We start from the raw sequence: 18,541 nt of genomic DNA on the forward strand, positions 1-18,541 counted from the left end.
ATGCCAGTCACCGCTGTGACCGAGAAGACCTTCGTCGACGAAGTCCTGATGGGCGAAGGCCTCGTCATCGTCGACTACTGGGCCGACTGGTGCGCGCCCTGCAAGCAGATGTCACCCATCATCGACGAGCTGGCCAAGGAATACCCCGACGTGAAGTTCGTCAAGGTGGACACCAACGCCAACCCCAACCTCGCCGCGGAACAGGGTGTGCTGAGCCTCCCGACGTTGCAGTTCTTCACGGGCGGTCGGGTGGCGAAGTCGCTCTCCGGTGGCAAGACCAAGGGAGCGCTCAAAAAGGCCATCGACGAGCTGCGCTGATGAGCGAGCCTTTCGAGCCGAACCCGGCCCCGCCCACGTGGACGGCGGTCGGTCCCGACCACGACGCCGCCCCACCTCCCATCCCCACGTGGGCGAAGGTGCTGGGTGTGACGGCGTTGGCGCTGTTGGTTGTGCTCGCAGGGCTGCTCGGCACCGCTCTCGGGCGGTGGTCCCCGACCCCGGCACCATCGGCGACCCCGTCGCCGTCGCCGTCGCCCTCGTTCGAGCTCACGCCTCCCGTCCAGGTCGGCGAGTTCGTCGCCGGTGACATCACCGAGAGCGCGGGCCCCGCACCGCTCAACCAACGCATCGTCAGGGCCAGCTACAGCGACGGGTCGGACAGACTGCTTCTCGTCCTCACCTGGCCCGAGGAGGACATCGACACCTTCGTGACCGGGGCCGGCATCGAGGACGCCCAGGAGCTGACGGCAGGCACCATCTGCGGTACGTCCCTCGACACTGACCTCCCGGCCTGCGCGCGGCTCTCCGGAGACACCGGCCTGCTCCTGCTGGCGGTGACGGAGCAGCGCCCGACCGTCGTGGCGGCGCTCCTGTCGGAGTTCGAGCGCGCGCTGGTGGATTGAGGCACGCGCCGGGCAGCCCGTGATGCTCGGCAGCCCACCCGATACTCTGGACGGGCACACCAGCGGGCCGAGCCCGTCCAACCCCGAGGCATGACCGTGACCGACCACCCCAGATACGACACCCGTCTCGACCGGTACGTCGACAGCTACGCACAGCGCACCAACGGGATGCGGGTCTCCGCCGTCCGCGCGCTGTTCGCCGTTGCGAACCGCCCGGAGATCGTGTCTCTTGCTGGTGGCATGCCGAACATCAAGGACCTCCCGCTGGGCGACATCGCCGACTCCATGGCCGAGATGATCCGCACCCGGGGCACGCAGGTGATGCAGTACGGCTCGGGCCAGGGCGAGCCGGAGCTCCGCGAACAGATCCTTGACGTCATGGCCCTCGAGGGCATCGTCGCCCACCCCGACGACCTCGTCATCACGGCCGGTTCGCAGCAGGGTCTGGATCTGGTCACCCGCATCTTCTGCGATCCCGGCGACGTCGTGCTCGCGGAATCCCCCTCGTACGTGGGGGCGCTCGGCACCTTCCTCAGCTACCAGGTCGAGGTGGTGCACGTCCCCTCGGACGATCAGGGCCTCGACCCCGTCGCACTCGTGGAGACCATCGCGCGGGTGAAGGCGGCGGGCAAGCGCATCAAGTTCCTCTACACCATCCCGAACTACAACAATCCATCCGGCGTCACCCAGTCCGCGAGGCGCCGCCTCGACATCGTCGCGGCCTGCCGCGCCGCGGGCGTGCTCGTGGTCGAGGACAACCCCTACGGCCTGCTCGCCCTCGACGCCGAACCCATCCCCGCCATGCGCTCGGCCGCCGACGACGTCATCTACCTCGGGTCCTTTTCCAAGACCTTCGCCCCCGGGTTCCGCGTCGGCTGGGTGCTGGCCCCCCACGCGGTGCGGGAGAAGCTCGTGCTCGCGCAGGAGTCGGCCACGCTGTGTCCGCCCGTGTTCAGCCAGTTCGCGATCAGCAACTACCTGGCCAACCACGACTGGAAGGGCCAGGTCGTCGTCTTCCGCGACATGTACCGCGGCCGCCGCGACGCGATGCTCTCCGCGCTGGAGGAGGAGATGCCGCCGGGCACCTCGTGGACCCGACCGGCGGGCGGCTTCTTCGTGTGGGTCACCCTCCCCGAGGGGCTCGACTCACAGGCCATGCTTCCACGCGGCGTCGACGCCCGCGTCGCCTTCGTGCCCGGCAGCGCGTTCTACGCCGACGGCCAGGGTGCCCGCAATGTCAGGCTCTCCTTCTGCTTCCCGCCGGCCGAACGCATCGAAGTGGGCGTACAGCGCTTCGCCGAAGTGGTCCGCCGTGAACTCGACATGATGGACATCTTCGGCGTCCACTCCCCCGCCCCCATCGAACCCCATCGTCCCGCCGGCCCTGGCCCGGACCTGAGCTGACAAGGAGTCACGCATGACCGTCATCGTCATCGCCGGAGGCCTCAGCCACGAGCGCGACGTCTCGCTGCGCTCCGGTCGTCGCGTGGCCCAGGCCCTGCGCGACGCAGGCCTCGACGTCTTGGAGACCGACGTCAACGCCGACCTCGTCGGCCTCATCCGCAGCACCGACGACGCCGTCGTCGTCCCGATGCTCCACGGCGGCCTCGGTGAGGACGGGGCGCTCCGCGAGGTGCTGGAGATCCTGGGGGTCCCCTTCGTCGGACCGACCGGGGCCTCGTCCCGGCTGACGTTCGACAAGGCGATCGCCACCTCCGTCGTCCGCGGGGCGGGACTCGCGACGCCGCGCCAGATCGCTCTGCCCCACGACATCTTCCGCGAACTCGGCGCGCCCGCCCTCATGGAGGGCATCGGCGCGCAGCTCGGTTACCCGCTCGTCGTGAAGCCGACCCGCAGCGGCTCGGCACTCGGCGTCACCAAGGTGGACTCCCCCGCCGCTCTGCCCTCCGCGCTGGTCGCCGCCTACGCGTACGGCACCGTCGCGGTGGTGGAGCAGTACCTGTCGGGCGTGGAGATCGCCGTCACGGTGCTCGACCTGGGTGACGGCGCCACCGCGTTGCCGCCCGTGGAGATCCGCCCGGAGTCGGGCGTCTACAACTACGAATCCCGCTACACCGCCGGCGCCACCCGGTTCGTCACGCCCGCGGAGCTCCCCGACGACGTACTCGCCGCGGCCGGCGAACTGGCGGTCGCGGCGCACCGCGCTCTGGGGCTGCGCCACTTGTCCCGGGTCGACATGATCGTCGAGCCCGACGGACGCCCCGTGTTCTTCGAGGGCAACGTGGCACCCGGCATGACGGAGACGTCGCTCGCCCCGCTGGCCTTCGAGGCCGCCGGTCTGGAGTTGAGTGACGTCTTCGCCCGTCTGGTCGACCTGGCGAGGGGTTGATATGGGGCTGCGCGCCAAGCAGGCCGTGGCGCTCGCCGCCGGGGTGGTCCTCGCCATCGTCATGGTGCTGCTGGGGCTCTGGCAGCAGGCCTCCTACGAGGAGTCCACGCGCGACGTCTCCGCGGAGCGGGCTGCGATGGAGCCCGTCTCGTTGCTGGACAACATCGCCGAGGACGGGAGCATCGAGGATATCTACGGTCGCAGGGTCCAGGTCTCCGGTGTCTACGAGGAACTGCCGACGCTGTTCGTCGGAAGCGAGCCGCCGCTGCGTGTGGTTGGCGCCCTGAGGACCACCGACGACCGAGTGCTGGCCGTGGTCCGCGGAGCCAGCGACCTGCCTGACGCCCCTCCCCCGCCGTCGGGCCAGCAGGACATCACGGGGATCTTCCTGGCTCCGGATCTGGCCACCGATCGGGTTGCCGACGGCGCCGACCTCGGCAGCCTTCGGATCCAGGCACTCGCCCAGGACTGGCCCTCTCCGCTGATCGCCGGGTACGTCACGCTGTCGGCTGACGACGCCGCGGCCCAAGGCCTTGAGCCGGCCCCCCTGCTCCTCCCGGAGGCGGAAGGCTCAGCCACGCACCGCGGCTACGCCCTCCAGTGGTGGGTATTCGCGGCAGGCGCCATCGCGTTCGGCGTCTACGCAGCCCGTGGCCTGGAACAGGACGAGAAGAAGCGTCAGCGCAGAGCCGCCGAGACCCACCCGACCCCCTGAGCTGAGCCCGATCCTCGGCTCCCGAGCACTACCGTGCGTCGGGTGGTGAGTTGAGCAAATGAGATGGGTCAACGCCGCGACACGCCGGTGAAACGATGTTTTGATTCGTTCACCTGTCTCATTTGCTCAACGCAACCCTTCACGACGACGAGCGCTCGATGACGCTGCGGACGTGCTTGGTGGCGAAGTGCTCCGCGACGAAGGAGAGGAACGGCACGGTGCCGGCGGCCATGATGCCCAGGAACCACTTGATCGGCCACCCGACCCTGCGCCCGAGGTCGTAGGCGGTGATCAGGAGTACGGCGTAGAGCCAGCCGTGCGGCACGCCCGTCCACGTGACCACACGACCGTCGCCCCAGATGTACTTGAGCGGGAGTCCGACGCACATGAGGATGACCAGCAGGATGCCCACCACCCAGGCCATCACCCGATAGCGCAGCAGGGCTCCACGGATCCCGGGGATATCCTCAGGATCTACGATGTCGCTCCGCGACTCATACTCATTCATAATTCTAGCCTTTTATCGATATATGGTTATGCCGGTTTGGCGCTCTAGCGTTTAGCCGCTACAGCGTTTTGCCGTCGAGGATGGCCATGATGCGCTCCAGATCGTCCCCAGACGCGAACTCGATCGTGATCTTCCCCTTGTTTCGCCCGATGTTCACCTTCACCCGCGTATCGAAGTGATCACTCAGGTGTCCCGCGATCTCCCGCTCGCGATCGCTCGGGGTACGTGGAGCTCGGCTCGCAGATCGACGCACGCCTGTCCCCCGGCCCATCGCGACGATCTCCTCCGTCGAACGCACTGACAAGCCCTCCGCCACGATTCGCTCCGCCAGGTGTTCCTGGAGCTCGGGGTCGTCGAGACCGAGCAGAGCGCGTGCATGTCCGGCTGAGAGCACCCCTGCCGCCACCTTGGATTGGACCCGTGCGGGCAGATTCAGGAGCCGCAGTGTGTTGGAGATCTGGGGTCGCGAACGGTGGATGCGTTGGCTGAGCTCCTCCTTCGTGCAGGCGAAGTCCTCCAACAGCTGCTGGTAGGCGTGCGCCTCCTCGAGGGGGTTCAGGTTGGCCCGGTGCAGGTTCTCCAGCAGGGCGTCGCGCAGCAGTGCCGTGTCGTCGGTACCGCGCACAATCGCCGGAATAGTCGCGCGGCCGGCGATCTTGCTCGCCCGCAGCCGCCGCTCCCCCATGATGAGCTCGAAGGCGTCGCGGCCCGCCCTGCGGACGACAACAGGCTGCAGCACGCCGAACTCCGCGATCGACTCGGCCAGTTCGCCCAGTTCATCCTCGTCGAAGACCGTCCGAGGCTGCTGGGGGTTCGGTTGCACCTGGTCAACCGGGATCTCCAGAAATACGGAACCGTCACTGAGGGCGACATCGCCCTCGTCGTCGGTCTTGGCGAACAGGTCCCCCAGACCCTTGCCCAGTCCGCTGTGTCTTGCGGCCATGGTCAGACCTCCCCTCGTCGCGCGATTTCCTCTGCTGCCGCTTGGTAGGCCACAGCGCCTACCGACTTCGGCTGATACGTGATGACGGTCTGGCCGAAGCTCGGCGCCTCCGCAATGCGCACTGAGCGCGGGATTTCCGGCGTCAGCGTCTGCGTCGGGAAGTGCTTGCGCACCTCATCCGCCACCTCACGCGACAGGTTCGTGCGCTGGTCGAACATCGTGAGGAGGATGGTGCTGAGCTCCAGATCGTCGTTCAGGTTTCCTTTCACGCGCGCAATGGTGCGCATGAGCTGCGTGACACCTTCCAGAGCGTAGTACTCGCACTGGATCGGGACGAGGATCTCGGTGGACGCCACTAGCGCGTTCAACGTGAGCAGGCCAAGCGATGGTGGGCAGTCGAAGAAGATGTAGTCCACGCCGGACTCTTCGACGTACTGCTCGATTGCATCGCGCATGCGATGTTCGCGGCCCCGGAGGTTGACCAGTTCCAACTCGGCTGCAGCCAGGTCGATGGCCGCCGGCAGCACGTGCAGGTTGGGGGAGTGGGGTGAGGGCTGGGCATGCTCGATGATGCCGACGCCTTCTAGGAGCACCTCGTACGTGCCCTTCGTACCGGGCGAGTGCTCGACGCCGAGCGCGGTGGACGCGTTGCCCTGCGGGTCGGTGTCGACGACGAGGACGTTCAAGCCGCCGAGAGCGAGGGCAGTCGCAATATTCACGGTTGTCGTGGTCTTGCCCACGCCGCCCTTTTGATTGGCGACGACGAAGATCCGGGGAGAAGACGGCCGGGGGAGCGCACTCGAGGCTGTCGCATAGTCGACGATCTCGTCGCCGTACTCGTCCTCCACGCTGGCGCTGGGATCGACTGCGGCCCGACGTGGGGTCGTTTCACGTGAAACGGACGCGTGGTCCTTCCATGGTTCGTTGTCGATCGTCGGCTTCCGCTTTCGGAAGAACAGCGCCATTGAGGCCTCCTCTGGGTCGAGGCGACTCTATCGAAGGTTGGTCCTGGAGCAGCAATCCCCGCGCCCCCGAGGACGCTTCCGGTGACCGTTTCACGTGAAACGGCGACCTCCTAGGCACTCGCCACGCGCGCAATCGGGGCACGAGGCCAATGGGACCAACTGCCGCGATCAGCTACCGCGAGACCCGTATGGCGCGGGTCCCGTCGACCCCCTGGGCAGCTCTGAGCTCCAGGACCTCGGCCCTGAGCCCCAGCTTCTTGAGCAGGGGAGAGGCCCCTCTGATCTCGTCCTCAGCCGACTCGCCCTTGAGAGCAATCAATTGGCCGCCCGGCTCGAGCAGGGGAGTGGTCCAGCGAAGCAGCTTGTCCAAGGGAGCGACGGCCCGGCAGACGACGACGTCGAACCGCTCCTTCGTCTCCTCGGCGCGCGCCCGCAGCACGCGCACACGCTCGCCGATGCCCAGTTCGTCGACGGCCAGCTCAAGGAAGTTCGACCGGCGCAGCAGCGGCTCCACCAGCGTCACGCCGAGGTCCGTCCTGGCCAAGGCCAGGGGGAGGCCGGGCAGCCCGGCCCCAGAGCCCACGTCAACCACGGTCACTCCCAGCGGGATCGGATCCACCAGTGCAAGCGAGTTCGCTATATGCCTTGACCACAAGCGGTCGCCTTCGCGCGGACCCAGAAGGCCCCACTCAATCCCACGCGACGCCAATATATCGACATACCCGCAAAGCTCTTTGAAGCTTTGCGGGTATGCCTGTTCTATCGCGTCGCGAGAGGTGCGGTCGTCGCTCACGCCTTCTTCACCACGACACGGCGATTCGGAGGCTCGCCCTCGGACTCACTGAGCAGTCCCGCGGCGGCCACTTCGTCGTGGACGATCTTCCGCTCGTAGGCGTTCAGCGGCACCATGCGCACGGGCTCGCCGCTATCCGAGACGTCGGCGATGGCGTCCTTCGCCATGGCGACCAGCTCCGCCCGACGGCGGGCCCGGTATCCGGCGACGTCCACCATCAGCCGCGAACGGTTACCGGTCTCGGTCATCACGACAAGGCGGGCGAGCTCCTGGAGGGCTTCGAGGACCTCTCCGTCCTTGCCCACGAGGCGCTCCGACTCGGTGTCGATGGCCACGAAAGCGCGGCCGTCCTGCACGGAGTTCTCGATGTCTCCGTCGAGATCGGCGATGTCGAGAAGCTCCTCGAAGTAGTCGGCGACCAGGTCGCCCTCGGCTAGAAGCTCGGCTTCAGTCTCATTGTTCGACATTGGTGTCCTGTCTGTAGTTCCCCGAGGGGAGTGGTCTATTACTTCTTCTTGCGCGACGCGCGGGACTTGTTCTGCGGCCCACGCTGGACGATGCGGCGCCCGTCGTCGGTGGTGCGCACAGTCTGGCGCGTCACCTGCTGGCGCGTCACCTTCGGCGCGTCGTCGGTCACAGTGGCCTGCTCGTCGCCCTCTGCGGGGCTCGCGGTGGCAGTCGCGCCCTGGACGGTCCTCGGCGCGGCAGGCGCCTTTTTGGTCCGACGACGCTTCTCGGCACGGGCCAGGACGATCTGCTGGGGGTCCTTGCCCTTGGCCAGCATCCGCTCCTCCCAGTCGATGTAGGCCGGCGTGTTGGGCGCGGGGTTGTTCCGGATGAGGATGGCCTGCTGCGCGTAGGTCCAGACGTTCGACGTCAGCCAGTACACGAGCACGCCGATCGGGATGACGATGGCCGACATCGCGTAGATGAAGGGGAAGAAGTACAGCATCATCTTCTGCATCTGCGCGGCCTGCCCGACCTGCGACTCCGGCGGCATGTTCTTGCGCATGAGCTGCACCTGCGTGAGCCAGAAGATACCCACCATGAGGATGACCAGGACGATGGCGACGACCTGGGTGGATCCGAACGGTGTGAACGGCAAGAGGCGGTCAGCGAGGCCGGCGCCGAAGATCTCTGCCCGCTGGAGCGACTCCACCAGCTGGGGGTTCTCCTTGAAGAAGTGGCCGCGGACGTTGCCCGACGACGCCCCCTCAAGCACGCGGAACAGCGCCAGGAAGATCGGCATCTGCAGCAGCAGCGGCAGACACGACGCCATCGGGTTGACGCCTTCGCTCTGGTAGAGCTTCATGGTCTCCTGGCCGAGGCGTTCCCGGTCGGCGCCGTACTTCTTCTGCAGCTCCGCAAGCTTCGGCTGCAGCAACTGCATGTTGCGTGCCGAGTTGATCTGCTTCACGAAGAGCGGGATCAGCAGGGTGCGGATGACCACGGTGAGGCTGACGATGGCCAGCGCCCAGTTCCACCCGTTGTCAGCACCCAGGAGGGGCGTGAAGACCGAGTGGAAGAACACCACCAGGCCGGAGACCGCCCAGTACAGGGGCTGCATCATCGCCGACAGCAGCCCGTAGAAGCTGTCGAAGATGTTCAGTGAGACGAGTAGATCGACCATGTGGCAGCCACCTCAGTAGGTTTGGGGCTGGTGCGCCCCGTGTTCGTTGGAATTCTCGTGGGCCCAGGCGTCCGCTTCGGGCGTCCCGGGGACGTAGTCGACACCGCCGGCCGACCACGGGTGGCAGCGTACGAGTCGCCGGCCGGTCAGCCAGCTTCCCCGTAGTGCGCCATGCGTTTCGACGGCACGCAGCCCGTAGGCGGAGCACGTCGGGTGGAATTTGCACACGTCGCCGTATGCCGGCGAGATGACGGCCCGCCACGCCTTGATGAACCAGATCAGTGGCTGTTTCAGCATCAGGCGGCCCTTGCGTGGGCGCGGCGCCAGGCGTCGGCCAGGTGTGACGGAAGCTCGGGGGAGGAGGCGGCCTCGGGCAGTGCCCGGACGACGGCGTCCGCGGTGAACGGCGTCGGCAGCTCGAGCGTCAGGTGACGCAGGCGTCGCTTGACCCGGTTGCGCGTGACCGCACCACCGACCTTCTTGGACACAACAAAACCCACCCGGGTGGTCCCGGGTGGATCAGTGATTGTGCTGCGCAACACGTGCACCACGACCGAGGGTGTGGCAGCCCGAGCCCCCTGACGGACGGTGGCGCCGAAGTCGGCGGGTCGTTTCAGGCGACGGGGCCCGGGCAGCACTGACGCTCAGGCCTCAGGCGGACAGCTCGACGCGGCCCTTGCGGCGACGGGCGGCCAGGATGGCGCGGCCGGCGCGGGTGCGCATGCGGGTACGGAAACCGTGGGTGCGGCTGCGGCGACGGTTGCTCGGCTGGAAGGTGCGCTTGCTCATGGGATTGACTCCCTCAATTTCGTAGGCGTACAACTGCCCTGGTCGGGCAGGGGGAAGTGGTCGCCGGTGGAGGCGACTGGTCAACGATACGCGCCCCGAGGCCCGTTGGCCAAACCGGCTGAGCGTAGCGGGTCAACTAAACAAATAACACTGATGTAGTCCAGCCGACACACCGCCGATTCCTCGTTTCGCCTTGCGAAGCTGGCCACGGGGTACTAGTTTCGGTGTCCTGCCTCCCAGGTTATCCACAGGAAGACCGGCGAGGTCGGGTCGACGGGGGAGAGTTATACCCTTTGTGGACAACCTTGTGGACGATTGAGCACAGAGGCGGCGTTGCCCGTCGGGAAGTGGGTGGGGTGAGCGAGTCACCGATGCCGGACCTGACGGTTCTCTGGGACGACGTCATCGCCGCTGCTGACGTCCCGAGCCGGGCCTGGCTCCGTCGCACCCACCCCTTCGATATGCACGGCAGCACCGTGATGCTCGCCGTCGGCGATGAAACGACCCGGGAACGCATCGAAACCAAGCTCCGAGCACAGATCGAGGATCGCCTGAGCGTTCTGCGGGGCCAGCCGACGCATCTGGCGGTCATGATCAACCCGGAACTCGTGCCGGAGCCGGCGATCGTGAGCCCCGCACCCGTGAGCGACGACGCCCCCGCGACGGTCAGCCCGCGCTCGCGCCCGCAGGACGTGCGCCTCAACCCGCGGTACACCTTCGAATCCTTCGTGGCGGGCTCGTCCAACCGGTTCGCGCACGCGGCCGCGGCCGCCGTCGCCGAGACGCCGGGCAAGTCCTACAACCCCCTGATGATCTACGGCCCATCGGGGCTGGGCAAGACCCATCTGCTCCACGCCATCGGGCACTACGTGACCAGCTACTACGAGCAGCTGCGCGTCAAGTACGTCTCGACCGAGGAGCTGACGAACGACTTCATCAACGCGATCTCGTCGAACCGGACGGCGGAGTTCCGGAGCTCCTACCGGGACGTGGACGTCCTCCTCGTCGACGACATCCAGTTCCTCGAGTCGAAGATCCAGACGCAGGAAGAGTTCTTCCACACGTTCAACACGCTGCACAACGCCCAGAAGCAGATCGTGATGACGTCCGATCGGCCGCCGAAGTTGCTCGAAGCCCTCGAACCTCGGCTCCGGTCGCGGTTCGAGTGGGGGCTGATGACCGACATCCAGCCGCCGGACCTCGAGACGCGCATCGCGATCTTGCGCAAGAAGGTCGCCTCACAGCGCCTGACCGCCGGCACCCAGGTGCTCGAGCTCATCGCGTCGCGCATCCCGACCAACATCCGCGAGCTCGAGGGAGCGCTGACCCGCGTCGCGGCCCTCGCCAGCCTCAACCAGCAGGAGATCACCGTCCCGCTGGCCGAGCAGGTGCTCAACGATCTGATGCCCGACGACGCCACCCCCGTCGATGCCCAGACGATCATGGAGACCTCGGCGAAGTACTTCTCCATCACGATGGACGATCTGACCGGCGCGAGCCGCGTCGCCACCATCGCGTCGGCCCGGCAGATCGCGATGTACCTGTGCCGGGAGTTGACGGACCTGTCGCTGCCCAAGATCGGGCACAAGTTCGGTGGCCGCGACCATTCGACGGTGCTGCACGCCGTCCGCAAGATCAACGAGAAGATCGGCGTCGACCGCGATCTCTTCAACCAGGTCACCGAACTGACCAACCAGATCAAGCAGTCCTGATACCTGCGTACATCGGCCTCGATACCGTGAGGGGTATCGGGTAAGATCGGGTTGAAGTAGTGAGAGGTCTCATCATGCAACTCGATCAAGACGAAATGACCGCGGTGGTCAAGCGCCTCAAGCGCGCCCAGGGACAGCTGGGTGGAGTCATCCGGATGATCGAGGAGGGCCGGGGGTGCGAGGAAATCGTCACGCAGCTCGCCGCCGTTTCCAAGGCCGTGGACCGGGCCGGCTTCACGACGATCTCGATCGGGCTGCGCCAGTGCGTGGAGCGCCCCGAGGATGGCAACCTGGACACGGCCAAGATGGAGAAGCTCTTCCTGAGCCTCGCCTGATCTTCTGCCGACTGAGGAACGGTACATCGCTGTGCACGGCGTAGTCATCACCGCCTACCGGGATTTCCCCCAGCTCGCCTCTCTCCTCCGCGCGCTCCCCGACGCCCGTGTCCACGTTCACCTCGACCGGAACGCGGCCTTCACGCAGGCTCAGCGTCGGTTCCTCGAAAGCTTGGCGCATGTCGTCGTCGCCTCGACCTACCGGGTGTCCTGGGGAGGGATCTCGCATCTGCGGGCGATCATCGACGGCGTCGAATCACTGACTCAAGAGCCCGCGATCGAGACCATCCACATCCTCTCCGGCCAGGACTACCCCTGCCGCCCCCTCTCCACCTACTCCGACATCCGCGACCCTCAGCGGGCTTATCTCAGCCTGACGGCAGTGACGGATCAGCCGGTACTGCTCCGCCGCTTCAGGACCCGCTTCGAGTTTCCAGACCAGGATCTTCGCGACCCGGCGGTCCGCGCTGGCGATGCCCTCTCCATCGAGCGCCAGGAGCGGTCGGGGAACGTCCGAACCACCCTGGGCTCGATGCAGCGTCTCTACAAGGGCATGGTGTGGGGGTCGCTACCGGCAGACATGGCGCGCTACTGCGTCAAAGTGGCGCGCACGGACCGCGCCTTCATGGACGACCTTGTCCACTCCCGCATCCCCGAAGAGTTCTTCTTCCAGACGGTGCTCATGAATTCCCCCCTGGCGCCCCGTGTGTCGCCGAACGCGACCACGTTCATGCTGTGGACACCTGGTCGGGCCGTCAACAGCGGTCCGGCCGTGCTCAACATCGGGGATCTCGACCAGATCCTCGCCTCCGACAAGGTCTTCGTCCGCAAGGTCGACTCCACTGACTCGGCCGAGCTGGTGGCCGCCCTTGCAGACCGGATCGGTGCCTCACCGTGGTCGCCTCCGGTAGAGCGCAGGTTCGCGCTTTGGCGCTTCGACGCCGGCAGGGCCCGTCGCTGAAGGTACGAATTCGCCCCCGTGTCGTGCGACACGGGGGCGAAAGGCGTCACTCTGCTAGTGCCAGCTCCTACGAGGCGAAGTGGGTGCCCGCCCACCAGGTGGTGTAGCCGCCGTCGAGGTTCGCGATCTGGCGACCGCTCTCCTTGAGCGCGGAGTAGGCCACGTGGCTGCGAATGCCGACGCCACAGTGGAGCAGCAGTGGGCCGTCGGGCAGCTCGCCAAGACGCTCGCGGAGCTCGTCGACTGGAATGTTGATCGCACCGGGGATCGCACCGGCTTCGAACTCACGCGGGGTGCGGACATCGACGACGGTCCAGCCGTCGTTCTGAGCCTCGGCCACCTCGTGCCACTGCTTGCACTTCTCCCAGCCGGTGGCGCGGTTCTCCGCGACGAAGCCCAGCATGTTGACCGCATCCTTGGCCGACCCAAACGGGGGAGCGTAGGCCAGCTCAAGCTCGGCCAGGTCGCTGGCCTTCAGGCCTCCGGCCATCGCCGTTGCGATGACGTCGATGCGCTTGTCCACGCCGTCTTCGCCCACACCCTGCGCTCCGAGGATCTCATCGGTCTCGGGGTCGACGAGGAGCTTCAGCGCCATCGTCGTCGCACCGGGGTAGTAGCCGGCATGCGAGCCCGGGTGGGTGTGGATGGCGCGGTACGGGCGGCCGGCCGAGCGCAGCCGCTTCTCGTTCATGCCGACCACTGCCACCTGGAGTCCCAGGACCCCGACGATGGCGGTGCCCATCACGCCGCGAGCTGGGCGGCCGCGTCCTGCGATGTCGTCGGCCACGCGTCGCCCCTGCAGGTTCGCCGTGTTGGCGAGGGGGACGAGGATCGGGCTCTCGCCGAGGGCATCCGACTTCTCGACGGCGTCGCCGACCGCGTAGATCGACGGGTCGGACGTCAGTTGGCGCTCGTCGACCGTGATGCCTCCGCGCTCGCCGATCTTGAGGCCGGCCTCCCGTGCCAGCCCGACCTCGGGGCGCACCCCGATGGACGCGACGACGACGTCGGCCGGAACGGACGAGCCGTCGGCCAGGGTGACGTCCCGCTCGCCGATGGCGGTGACGCCGGATCCGAGGCGTAGGTCGATACCGCCGCTGCGCAGCCGGCGGTGGACGGGGGCGACCATTTCGGGATCGAGCGGTGCCATCACCTGGTCCATCGCTTCGACGAGCGTGACCTTCATCCCCAGGTGGAGGAGGTTCTCGGCGACCTCGAGCCCGATGAACCCGCCGCCGATCACGACGGCCGTCTTCGAGTTCTCAATGGCGGCCACCATTGCGTCGGTGTCCTCGATGTTGCGCAACGGGAGCGCACGCTCGATGCCCGGGATAGGGGGAAGCACCGGCTTAGCACCGGGGGAGAGGATCAACTTGTCGTAGGGAAGGACGCTCTCCTCGCGGGTCTCGACGTCGCGCACGGTGACCTGCTTGGCTTCGCGATCGATCGACACGGCCTCCGTGCCCACCCGCACATCGATGCGGAACCGCTCGTAGAGCGACTCCGGGGTCTGCAGCAGCAGCGCCGACCGCTTCTCGATCACACCGCCCACGTGATACGGGAGACCACAGTTCGCGAACGACACGTATCCGCTCCGCTCGACGACCGTGATCTCTGCGGACTCGTCCAACCGTCGCAACCTCGTCGCGGCACTCATCCCGCCAGCGACTCCACCAACTATGACAATTCTCATGTGATCTACTATAGTGGTCATACCCCCCGGGGTATAAATCGAAGAAAGGGATCCCCTATGTGTAGTCCTGTCACCTGCCGCACCTGCGGAAAGACCACCTGGGCTGGCTGCGGCCAGCACATCGCTTCGGTCAAGCGAAGCGTCCCCGCATCCCAGTGGTGCGATGGCCATGCCGGCGAGCAGAAGCCGAGCCTGATCGATCGCTTCCTGGGCCGCTGAGCCCCCAGACAACCAGACCTTCGTCCTCGCCGGTCGCCCTCTCGGGTGGCCGGCGAGGACTTTTTTCTGCCCCCTGAGCTTGTCGAAGGGTTACGGCCTCCGGCTGTGGTCGCCGCCCTCGTGGTCAGGGGCGGCAGGCAGGAGAGGGGCCGTGACCCTTCGACGGACGCTCGCTCGTTCCTCGCGAGCTGCTCAGGGACCTGTGGCTGGGCCCGGTACGGGGCTGTGGATAAGTGGCTGGGCGTCGGCCGTCCACAGATCCCATTGATGTAGTTTTTGATTCCTCCACACGCTCTGCACATCCGCGATCCGACGGTGACTAGGAGTCGCACCAGTTGTCCACAGTTTCCACAGTGCCTATGACTAATACTGAATTACATCTATCCAATGTCATTCAAAGTCAGCGTGTGGGGAACCTGTGGGAACCGCCCAGGATCCTCAAGCTCCGACCCGAACAGCGTTGGTGACGCTGCTACCGTTGAGCAGTGAGCATCGCAGCGCGGGCCCAGGGCCTCACGAAGACCTACGGATCCGGGTCGACCGTGGTCACCGCGCTGGACAACGTCGACTTCGAGGTGGTCTCTGGGGAGTTCACCGCGATCATGGGTCCCTCCGGCTCCGGCAAGTCAACACTCATGCACCTGCTCGCGGCTCTCGACACCCCCACCAGCGGCGAGATCTTCATCGGCGACACCGCCGTCGGCCGGATGGCGGACACGCCGCTGACCGAACTTCGCCGCGACCGCATCGGATTCATCTTCCAGGCGTTCAACCTCGTGCCGACGCTCAGCGCACGGGAAAACATCGTGCTACCGATCTCCATCGCCGGCAAGAAGGTCGACGAGCAGTGGTTCGACAGGATCGTCGACGTCCTCGGTCTCCGGGACCGCCTCAACCACAAGCCCGCGGAACTGTCCGGCGGCCAGCAGCAACGCGTCGCCTGCGCGCGGGCACTCATGAACCGACCCGACATCGTCTTCGGAGACGAACCCACCGGCAACCTCGACTCGACCGCGGCCGGGGAGGTGCTCGGATTCCTCCGCCGCAGCGTGGACGACTTCCAGCAGACGGTGGTCATGGTGACCCACGACGCGCACGCCGCGAGCTACGCCGACCGCGTGGTCTTTCTCTCCGACGGACACATCGTGCATGAGCTCAGGGGCGCGACGCAGGAGGAGCTGCTCAACGCCATGTCGGTGCTCTACCCGCGCACCGACGACGCGGCAACTGAGCACGTCACCCACAGTCACCACCTCGTGGAGTTGGGCGAGACCCCTGAGGAATCCGAGGCCATCGACGCTCACGCCGACGCCCTCTACCGCGATGGCAGCCCCCCGCCGCCACCGAGGGACGGCATCGATGAGACCGACGTCGAGTCCACCGCTGAGCGGTCGTTGGCCCGCCGCGCGCTCCTGGACTGAGCCGCGATCATGCTGCACGCCACCCTCACCTCCCTGTGGGCGCGCAAGGCACGCCTGCTGTTCAGTGCGCTGTCGATCGTGCTGGGCGTCGCGTTCGTCAGCGGCTCGCTGATCTTCACGAACCTGCTCTCGTCGAGCTTCGACGAGATCGTCAAGGGCGGCCTCGGCGACGTCAACGTGACGCCGGAGTCCACCGGCATCCAGGGTTTTGAACAATCATCTGGCCCCGGCCCGCTGCTGTTGTCCGACGACGACGTCGCCGCAGTGGCGGACCTGGCCGGGGTCGAGCGCGCCACCGGGATCGTGTCAACGCCGCTCGCCTTCCCGCTGGATCGGGATGGTCGCCTGGTCGCGTTCCCCGGCGCTCCGGGGCTCGGCATGAACTGGCACGACACCCCGGCTGCCGACGGCATGACCGGGGCCCGCATCATCGAGGGCCGGGCCCCCGCCGCAAGCGACGAGGTCGTTGTGGATCCGGCGACCCTGGAACGCGCCGGGTACACGATCGGCGATGCGATGGAGATCTCCACGCCGACGTCCGGCGTCAAGACTTACGAGGTGGTCGGCAGCGGCACGTACGGGGCCGGGTCGACGGCCGGCGCCAGCTACCTGTTCTTCACCCTGGAGGAGGCCCGCGAGATCGCTCAGGAGGGTCGCGACGGCTACTACGGGCTCTGGATCGACACGGCTGACGGGGCCGACCCCGAGGACGTCGCCGACGCCGTCGCCGAGGTGCTGCCCGCCGGGTTCGTCGCCGAGACGAGCGACGAGCTTGCCGCCGGGATCGAGGAGCAGCTCAACGTCGGCCTCGGCTTCGTCAACACCTTCCTGCTCGTCTTCGCCGCGATAGCACTGCTCGTGGCAACGCTGCTCATCCTCAACACGTTCTCGATCCTCGTCGCCCAGCGCGCCCGCGAACTTGCCCTGCTCCGAGCACTGGGGGCGAAGCGCTCCCAGGTGCGCAACTCGGTCCTGGTGGAGGCCCTGCTGACCGGACTGGTCGGCGCGACCCTCGGCCTCGTCGTCGGCTACGGGCTGGTGTGGGGGATCCTGGCGGTCCTGGATGTCCTCAGCCTCGACCTGGGTGCCGCGGTGCCGACGATCACCTGGCAGGCCGTGGCTGCCTCCTACGCCATCGGGGTCGTCATCACGACGATCGCCGCCTACCTGCCCGCGCGAAGGGCCGGGCGGACAAGGCCGGTGGAGGCGATGGCGGCCGCCGCCCAGTCGGGGCCGGAGCGCCTGACCAGCCTGCCGATCGTCACGGGGGTCGCGCTCATCGAGCTCGGCCTGGCGGCGATCGCGTGCGCGATCTGGCTCGACGTCGCCCGCCCGCTGGTCTGGGCCGGCGTGGGGGCCGCGCTGCTGCTCATCGGGATGGTGCTGGCCGCCGTCCTCGTGGGCGGACCGCTCATCTGGCTCTTCGGCCGCGCCTACCGGGCGCTCTTCGGCCAGATCGGTCGCCTGGCCCAGCTGAACTCGGTGCGGCAACCCCGGCGCACTGCGGCGACGGCCGCGACCCTCATGATCGGGCTCGCCCTCGTCACCGCGGTGGCCATCCTCGCGGCCAGCACGACGACGTCGGTGCGCGATCGCCTCTCAACGGACCAGCGCGGCGACTTCACGATCTCTCCGGTGGCCTACCAGCCGTTCGACGCGAAGGTTGCCGACGAGGCGCGCTCGGTCGACGGCGTCGAGGCCGTCTACGAGTTCTACCGTGGCGCGACCGTCCTGGGGGAGGATCCGGTCACGCTCGTCGGTCTGTCGAGCGACGCCTTCGAACGCGCGGCAGCCATCGATCTTGTCGCGGGGTCCCTGCGCGCCGAGGGTGACGCCCTGCCCGCGGTGATCGCCAGCGACGTGCTCGAACGGGAAGGTCTGGCCCTTGGGCAGCTGACCGACCTCGTCGCTCCCGGCGGCCAGCGCGTCACGGTGCTGGTGACCGGCATCCACGACGAGGAGCGTGAGCGGCTGGTCGGCGACGTCTTCGTCACCGAGGAAACCTTCGCCCAACTGAGCGACACGTCGCTGGTGCAGCAGATCGTCGTGTTCACCACCGACGACGCCGACCCGGACGCCGTCCGGTCCGGTCTCGCCGCCGCGACCGAGGACGTGCCCACCGCCGTCGTCGCCAATGTCGACGAGTTCGTCCAGGCCAGGGTGGACCAGTTCGGCCAGCTCTTCACCGTGCTGTACGCGCTGCTGGCGCTCGCCATCGTCATCTCGGTCCTCGGCATCGTCAACACGCTCGGCCTGTCGGTGCTGGAGCGGACGAGGGAGCTGGGGTTGCTGCGCGCCGTCGGGTTGACCCGGGGGCAGTTGCGCAGGATGGTGACGCTCGAGTCGGTCATGGTCGCCACCCTCGGCGCCTGCCTGGGCGTGGCGATGGGCATCCTGTTCGGCTGGATGCTGGTCACGCTCCTGCGCGACGAGGGCATCGACATCCTCGTCTTCCCGTGGCCCCAACTGGGCGCATTCGTGCTGCTGGCGGCCGGTTTCGGCGTCCTGGCGGCGGTCGGGCCGGCCCGGCGGGCGGCACGCCTCAACGTCCTCGAGGCGATCGCCACCGAGTAGCCGGTAGCACCCGGGCGGATGCTCGCCTAGA

The 18,541-nt window shown here is 67.3% G+C and carries 20 protein-coding genes; 10 read left to right on the plus strand and 10 right to left on the minus strand.

The window, feature by feature from the left end; all coding sequences use genetic code 11:
* The 5 genes from trxA (at window position 1) to RPIT_RS13455 (ending at window position 3,967) form a co-directional block, all read left to right on the plus strand.
* A complete protein-coding gene (trxA, locus tag RPIT_RS13435) occupies window positions 1-318 on the plus strand; it encodes a thioredoxin (protein ID WP_077343908.1) in 318 nt (105 codons plus the stop codon).
* A complete protein-coding gene (locus tag RPIT_RS13440; protein WP_077343909.1) occupies window positions 318-902 on the plus strand; it encodes a hypothetical protein in 585 nt (194 codons plus the stop codon). The genes trxA and RPIT_RS13440 overlap by 1 nt, the downstream gene beginning before the upstream one ends.
* Before the next feature lie 90 nt (window positions 903-992).
* Window positions 993-2,306, plus strand: coding sequence for an aminotransferase-like domain-containing protein (locus RPIT_RS13445; protein ID WP_077343910.1), 1,314 nt, complete (start codon window positions 993-995; stop codon window positions 2,304-2,306).
* 13 nt (window positions 2,307-2,319) lie between these two features.
* Window positions 2,320-3,252 (plus strand): D-alanine--D-alanine ligase family protein, encoded by a 933-nt coding sequence (locus RPIT_RS13450; protein ID WP_077343911.1) that lies wholly within the window; start codon window positions 2,320-2,322, stop codon window positions 3,250-3,252.
* A gap of 1 nt (window position 3,253) precedes the next feature.
* Window positions 3,254-3,967, plus strand: a complete 714-nt coding sequence (locus RPIT_RS13455; protein WP_077343912.1) for an SURF1 family protein — start codon at window positions 3,254-3,256, stop codon at window positions 3,965-3,967.
* A 139-nt stretch (window positions 3,968-4,106) separates the two neighbouring features.
* Here RPIT_RS13455 and RPIT_RS13460 read toward each other — a convergent pair whose 3' ends face one another.
* The 9 genes from RPIT_RS13460 to rpmH form a co-directional block, all read right to left on the minus strand.
* Complete coding sequence (locus tag RPIT_RS13460; RefSeq protein ID WP_077343913.1) at window positions 4,107-4,475, minus strand: DUF3817 domain-containing protein; 369 nt, start codon at window positions 4,473-4,475, stop codon at window positions 4,107-4,109.
* A gap of 58 nt (window positions 4,476-4,533) precedes the next feature.
* The gene (locus tag RPIT_RS13465; protein ID WP_077343914.1) at window positions 4,534-5,418 is read right to left on the minus strand and encodes a ParB/RepB/Spo0J family partition protein; all 885 of its coding nucleotides are present in this window, start codon (window positions 5,416-5,418) and stop codon (window positions 4,534-4,536) included.
* A 2-nt stretch (window positions 5,419-5,420) separates the two neighbouring features.
* A complete protein-coding gene (locus tag RPIT_RS13470; RefSeq protein WP_077343915.1) occupies window positions 5,421-6,383 on the minus strand; it encodes a ParA family protein in 963 nt (320 codons plus the stop codon).
* 172 nt (window positions 6,384-6,555) lie between these two features.
* The gene (rsmG, locus tag RPIT_RS13475; RefSeq protein WP_077343916.1) at window positions 6,556-7,176 is read right to left on the minus strand and encodes a 16S rRNA (guanine(527)-N(7))-methyltransferase RsmG; all 621 of its coding nucleotides are present in this window, start codon (window positions 7,174-7,176) and stop codon (window positions 6,556-6,558) included.
* A complete protein-coding gene (locus RPIT_RS13480; RefSeq protein ID WP_077343917.1) occupies window positions 7,173-7,643 on the minus strand; it encodes a Jag family protein in 471 nt (156 codons plus the stop codon). Before RPIT_RS13480 ends, rsmG begins: the two co-directional genes overlap by 4 nt.
* A gap of 38 nt (window positions 7,644-7,681) precedes the next feature.
* The gene (gene yidC / locus RPIT_RS13485; RefSeq protein WP_077343918.1) at window positions 7,682-8,806 is read right to left on the minus strand and encodes a membrane protein insertase YidC; all 1,125 of its coding nucleotides are present in this window, start codon (window positions 8,804-8,806) and stop codon (window positions 7,682-7,684) included.
* Window positions 8,807-8,818: 12 nt separating this feature from the next.
* Entirely contained in the window at window positions 8,819-9,103 is a 285-nt protein-coding gene (gene yidD, locus RPIT_RS13490) for a membrane protein insertion efficiency factor YidD (protein ID WP_077343919.1), read from the minus strand.
* Window positions 9,103-9,444, minus strand: a complete 342-nt coding sequence (gene rnpA, locus RPIT_RS13495; protein WP_077343920.1) for a ribonuclease P protein component — start codon at window positions 9,442-9,444, stop codon at window positions 9,103-9,105. Before rnpA ends, yidD begins: the two co-directional genes overlap by 1 nt.
* Window positions 9,445-9,457: 13 nt before the next feature.
* Entirely contained in the window at window positions 9,458-9,595 is a 138-nt protein-coding gene (rpmH, locus tag RPIT_RS13500) for a 50S ribosomal protein L34 (RefSeq protein WP_077343921.1), read from the minus strand.
* Window positions 9,596-9,966: 371 nt separating this feature from the next.
* On the opposite strand from rpmH, the gene dnaA reads away from it, so the two are divergent.
* The 3 genes from dnaA (at window position 9,967) to RPIT_RS13515 (ending at window position 12,603) form a co-directional block, all read left to right on the plus strand.
* Window positions 9,967-11,307: a chromosomal replication initiator protein DnaA gene (gene dnaA / locus RPIT_RS13505; protein ID WP_077344340.1), complete on the plus strand. Its 1,341-nt coding sequence runs from the start codon at window positions 9,967-9,969 to the stop codon at window positions 11,305-11,307.
* Between the two features lie 74 nt (window positions 11,308-11,381).
* A complete protein-coding gene (locus RPIT_RS13510; protein ID WP_077344341.1) occupies window positions 11,382-11,642 on the plus strand; it encodes a metal-sensitive transcriptional regulator in 261 nt (86 codons plus the stop codon).
* A 31-nt stretch (window positions 11,643-11,673) separates the two neighbouring features.
* Window positions 11,674-12,603, plus strand: coding sequence for a beta-1,6-N-acetylglucosaminyltransferase (locus RPIT_RS13515; RefSeq protein ID WP_162274571.1), 930 nt, complete (start codon window positions 11,674-11,676; stop codon window positions 12,601-12,603).
* A 67-nt stretch (window positions 12,604-12,670) separates the two neighbouring features.
* On the opposite strand, the gene RPIT_RS13520 is transcribed toward RPIT_RS13515, so the two are convergent.
* Window positions 12,671-14,296 carry an FAD-dependent oxidoreductase gene (locus RPIT_RS13520; RefSeq protein ID WP_093665072.1) on the minus strand — a complete coding sequence of 542 codons (1,626 nt, stop codon included), beginning with the start codon at window positions 14,294-14,296 and terminating at the stop codon, window positions 12,671-12,673.
* A gap of 704 nt (window positions 14,297-15,000) precedes the next feature.
* Between RPIT_RS13520 and RPIT_RS13525 the strand changes: the two genes are divergently transcribed.
* Window positions 15,001-15,936 carry an ABC transporter ATP-binding protein gene (locus RPIT_RS13525; RefSeq protein ID WP_077343924.1) on the plus strand — a complete coding sequence of 312 codons (936 nt, stop codon included), beginning with the start codon at window positions 15,001-15,003 and terminating at the stop codon, window positions 15,934-15,936.
* 9 nt (window positions 15,937-15,945) lie between these two features.
* A complete protein-coding gene (locus RPIT_RS13530; protein WP_077343925.1) occupies window positions 15,946-18,510 on the plus strand; it encodes an ABC transporter permease in 2,565 nt (854 codons plus the stop codon).
* Window positions 18,511-18,541: the final 31 nt, after the last annotated feature.

Origin of the sequence: Tessaracoccus flavus, from assembly GCF_001997295.1 — a bacterium.
GTDB lineage: Bacteria > Actinomycetota > Actinomycetes > Propionibacteriales > Propionibacteriaceae > Arachnia > Arachnia flava.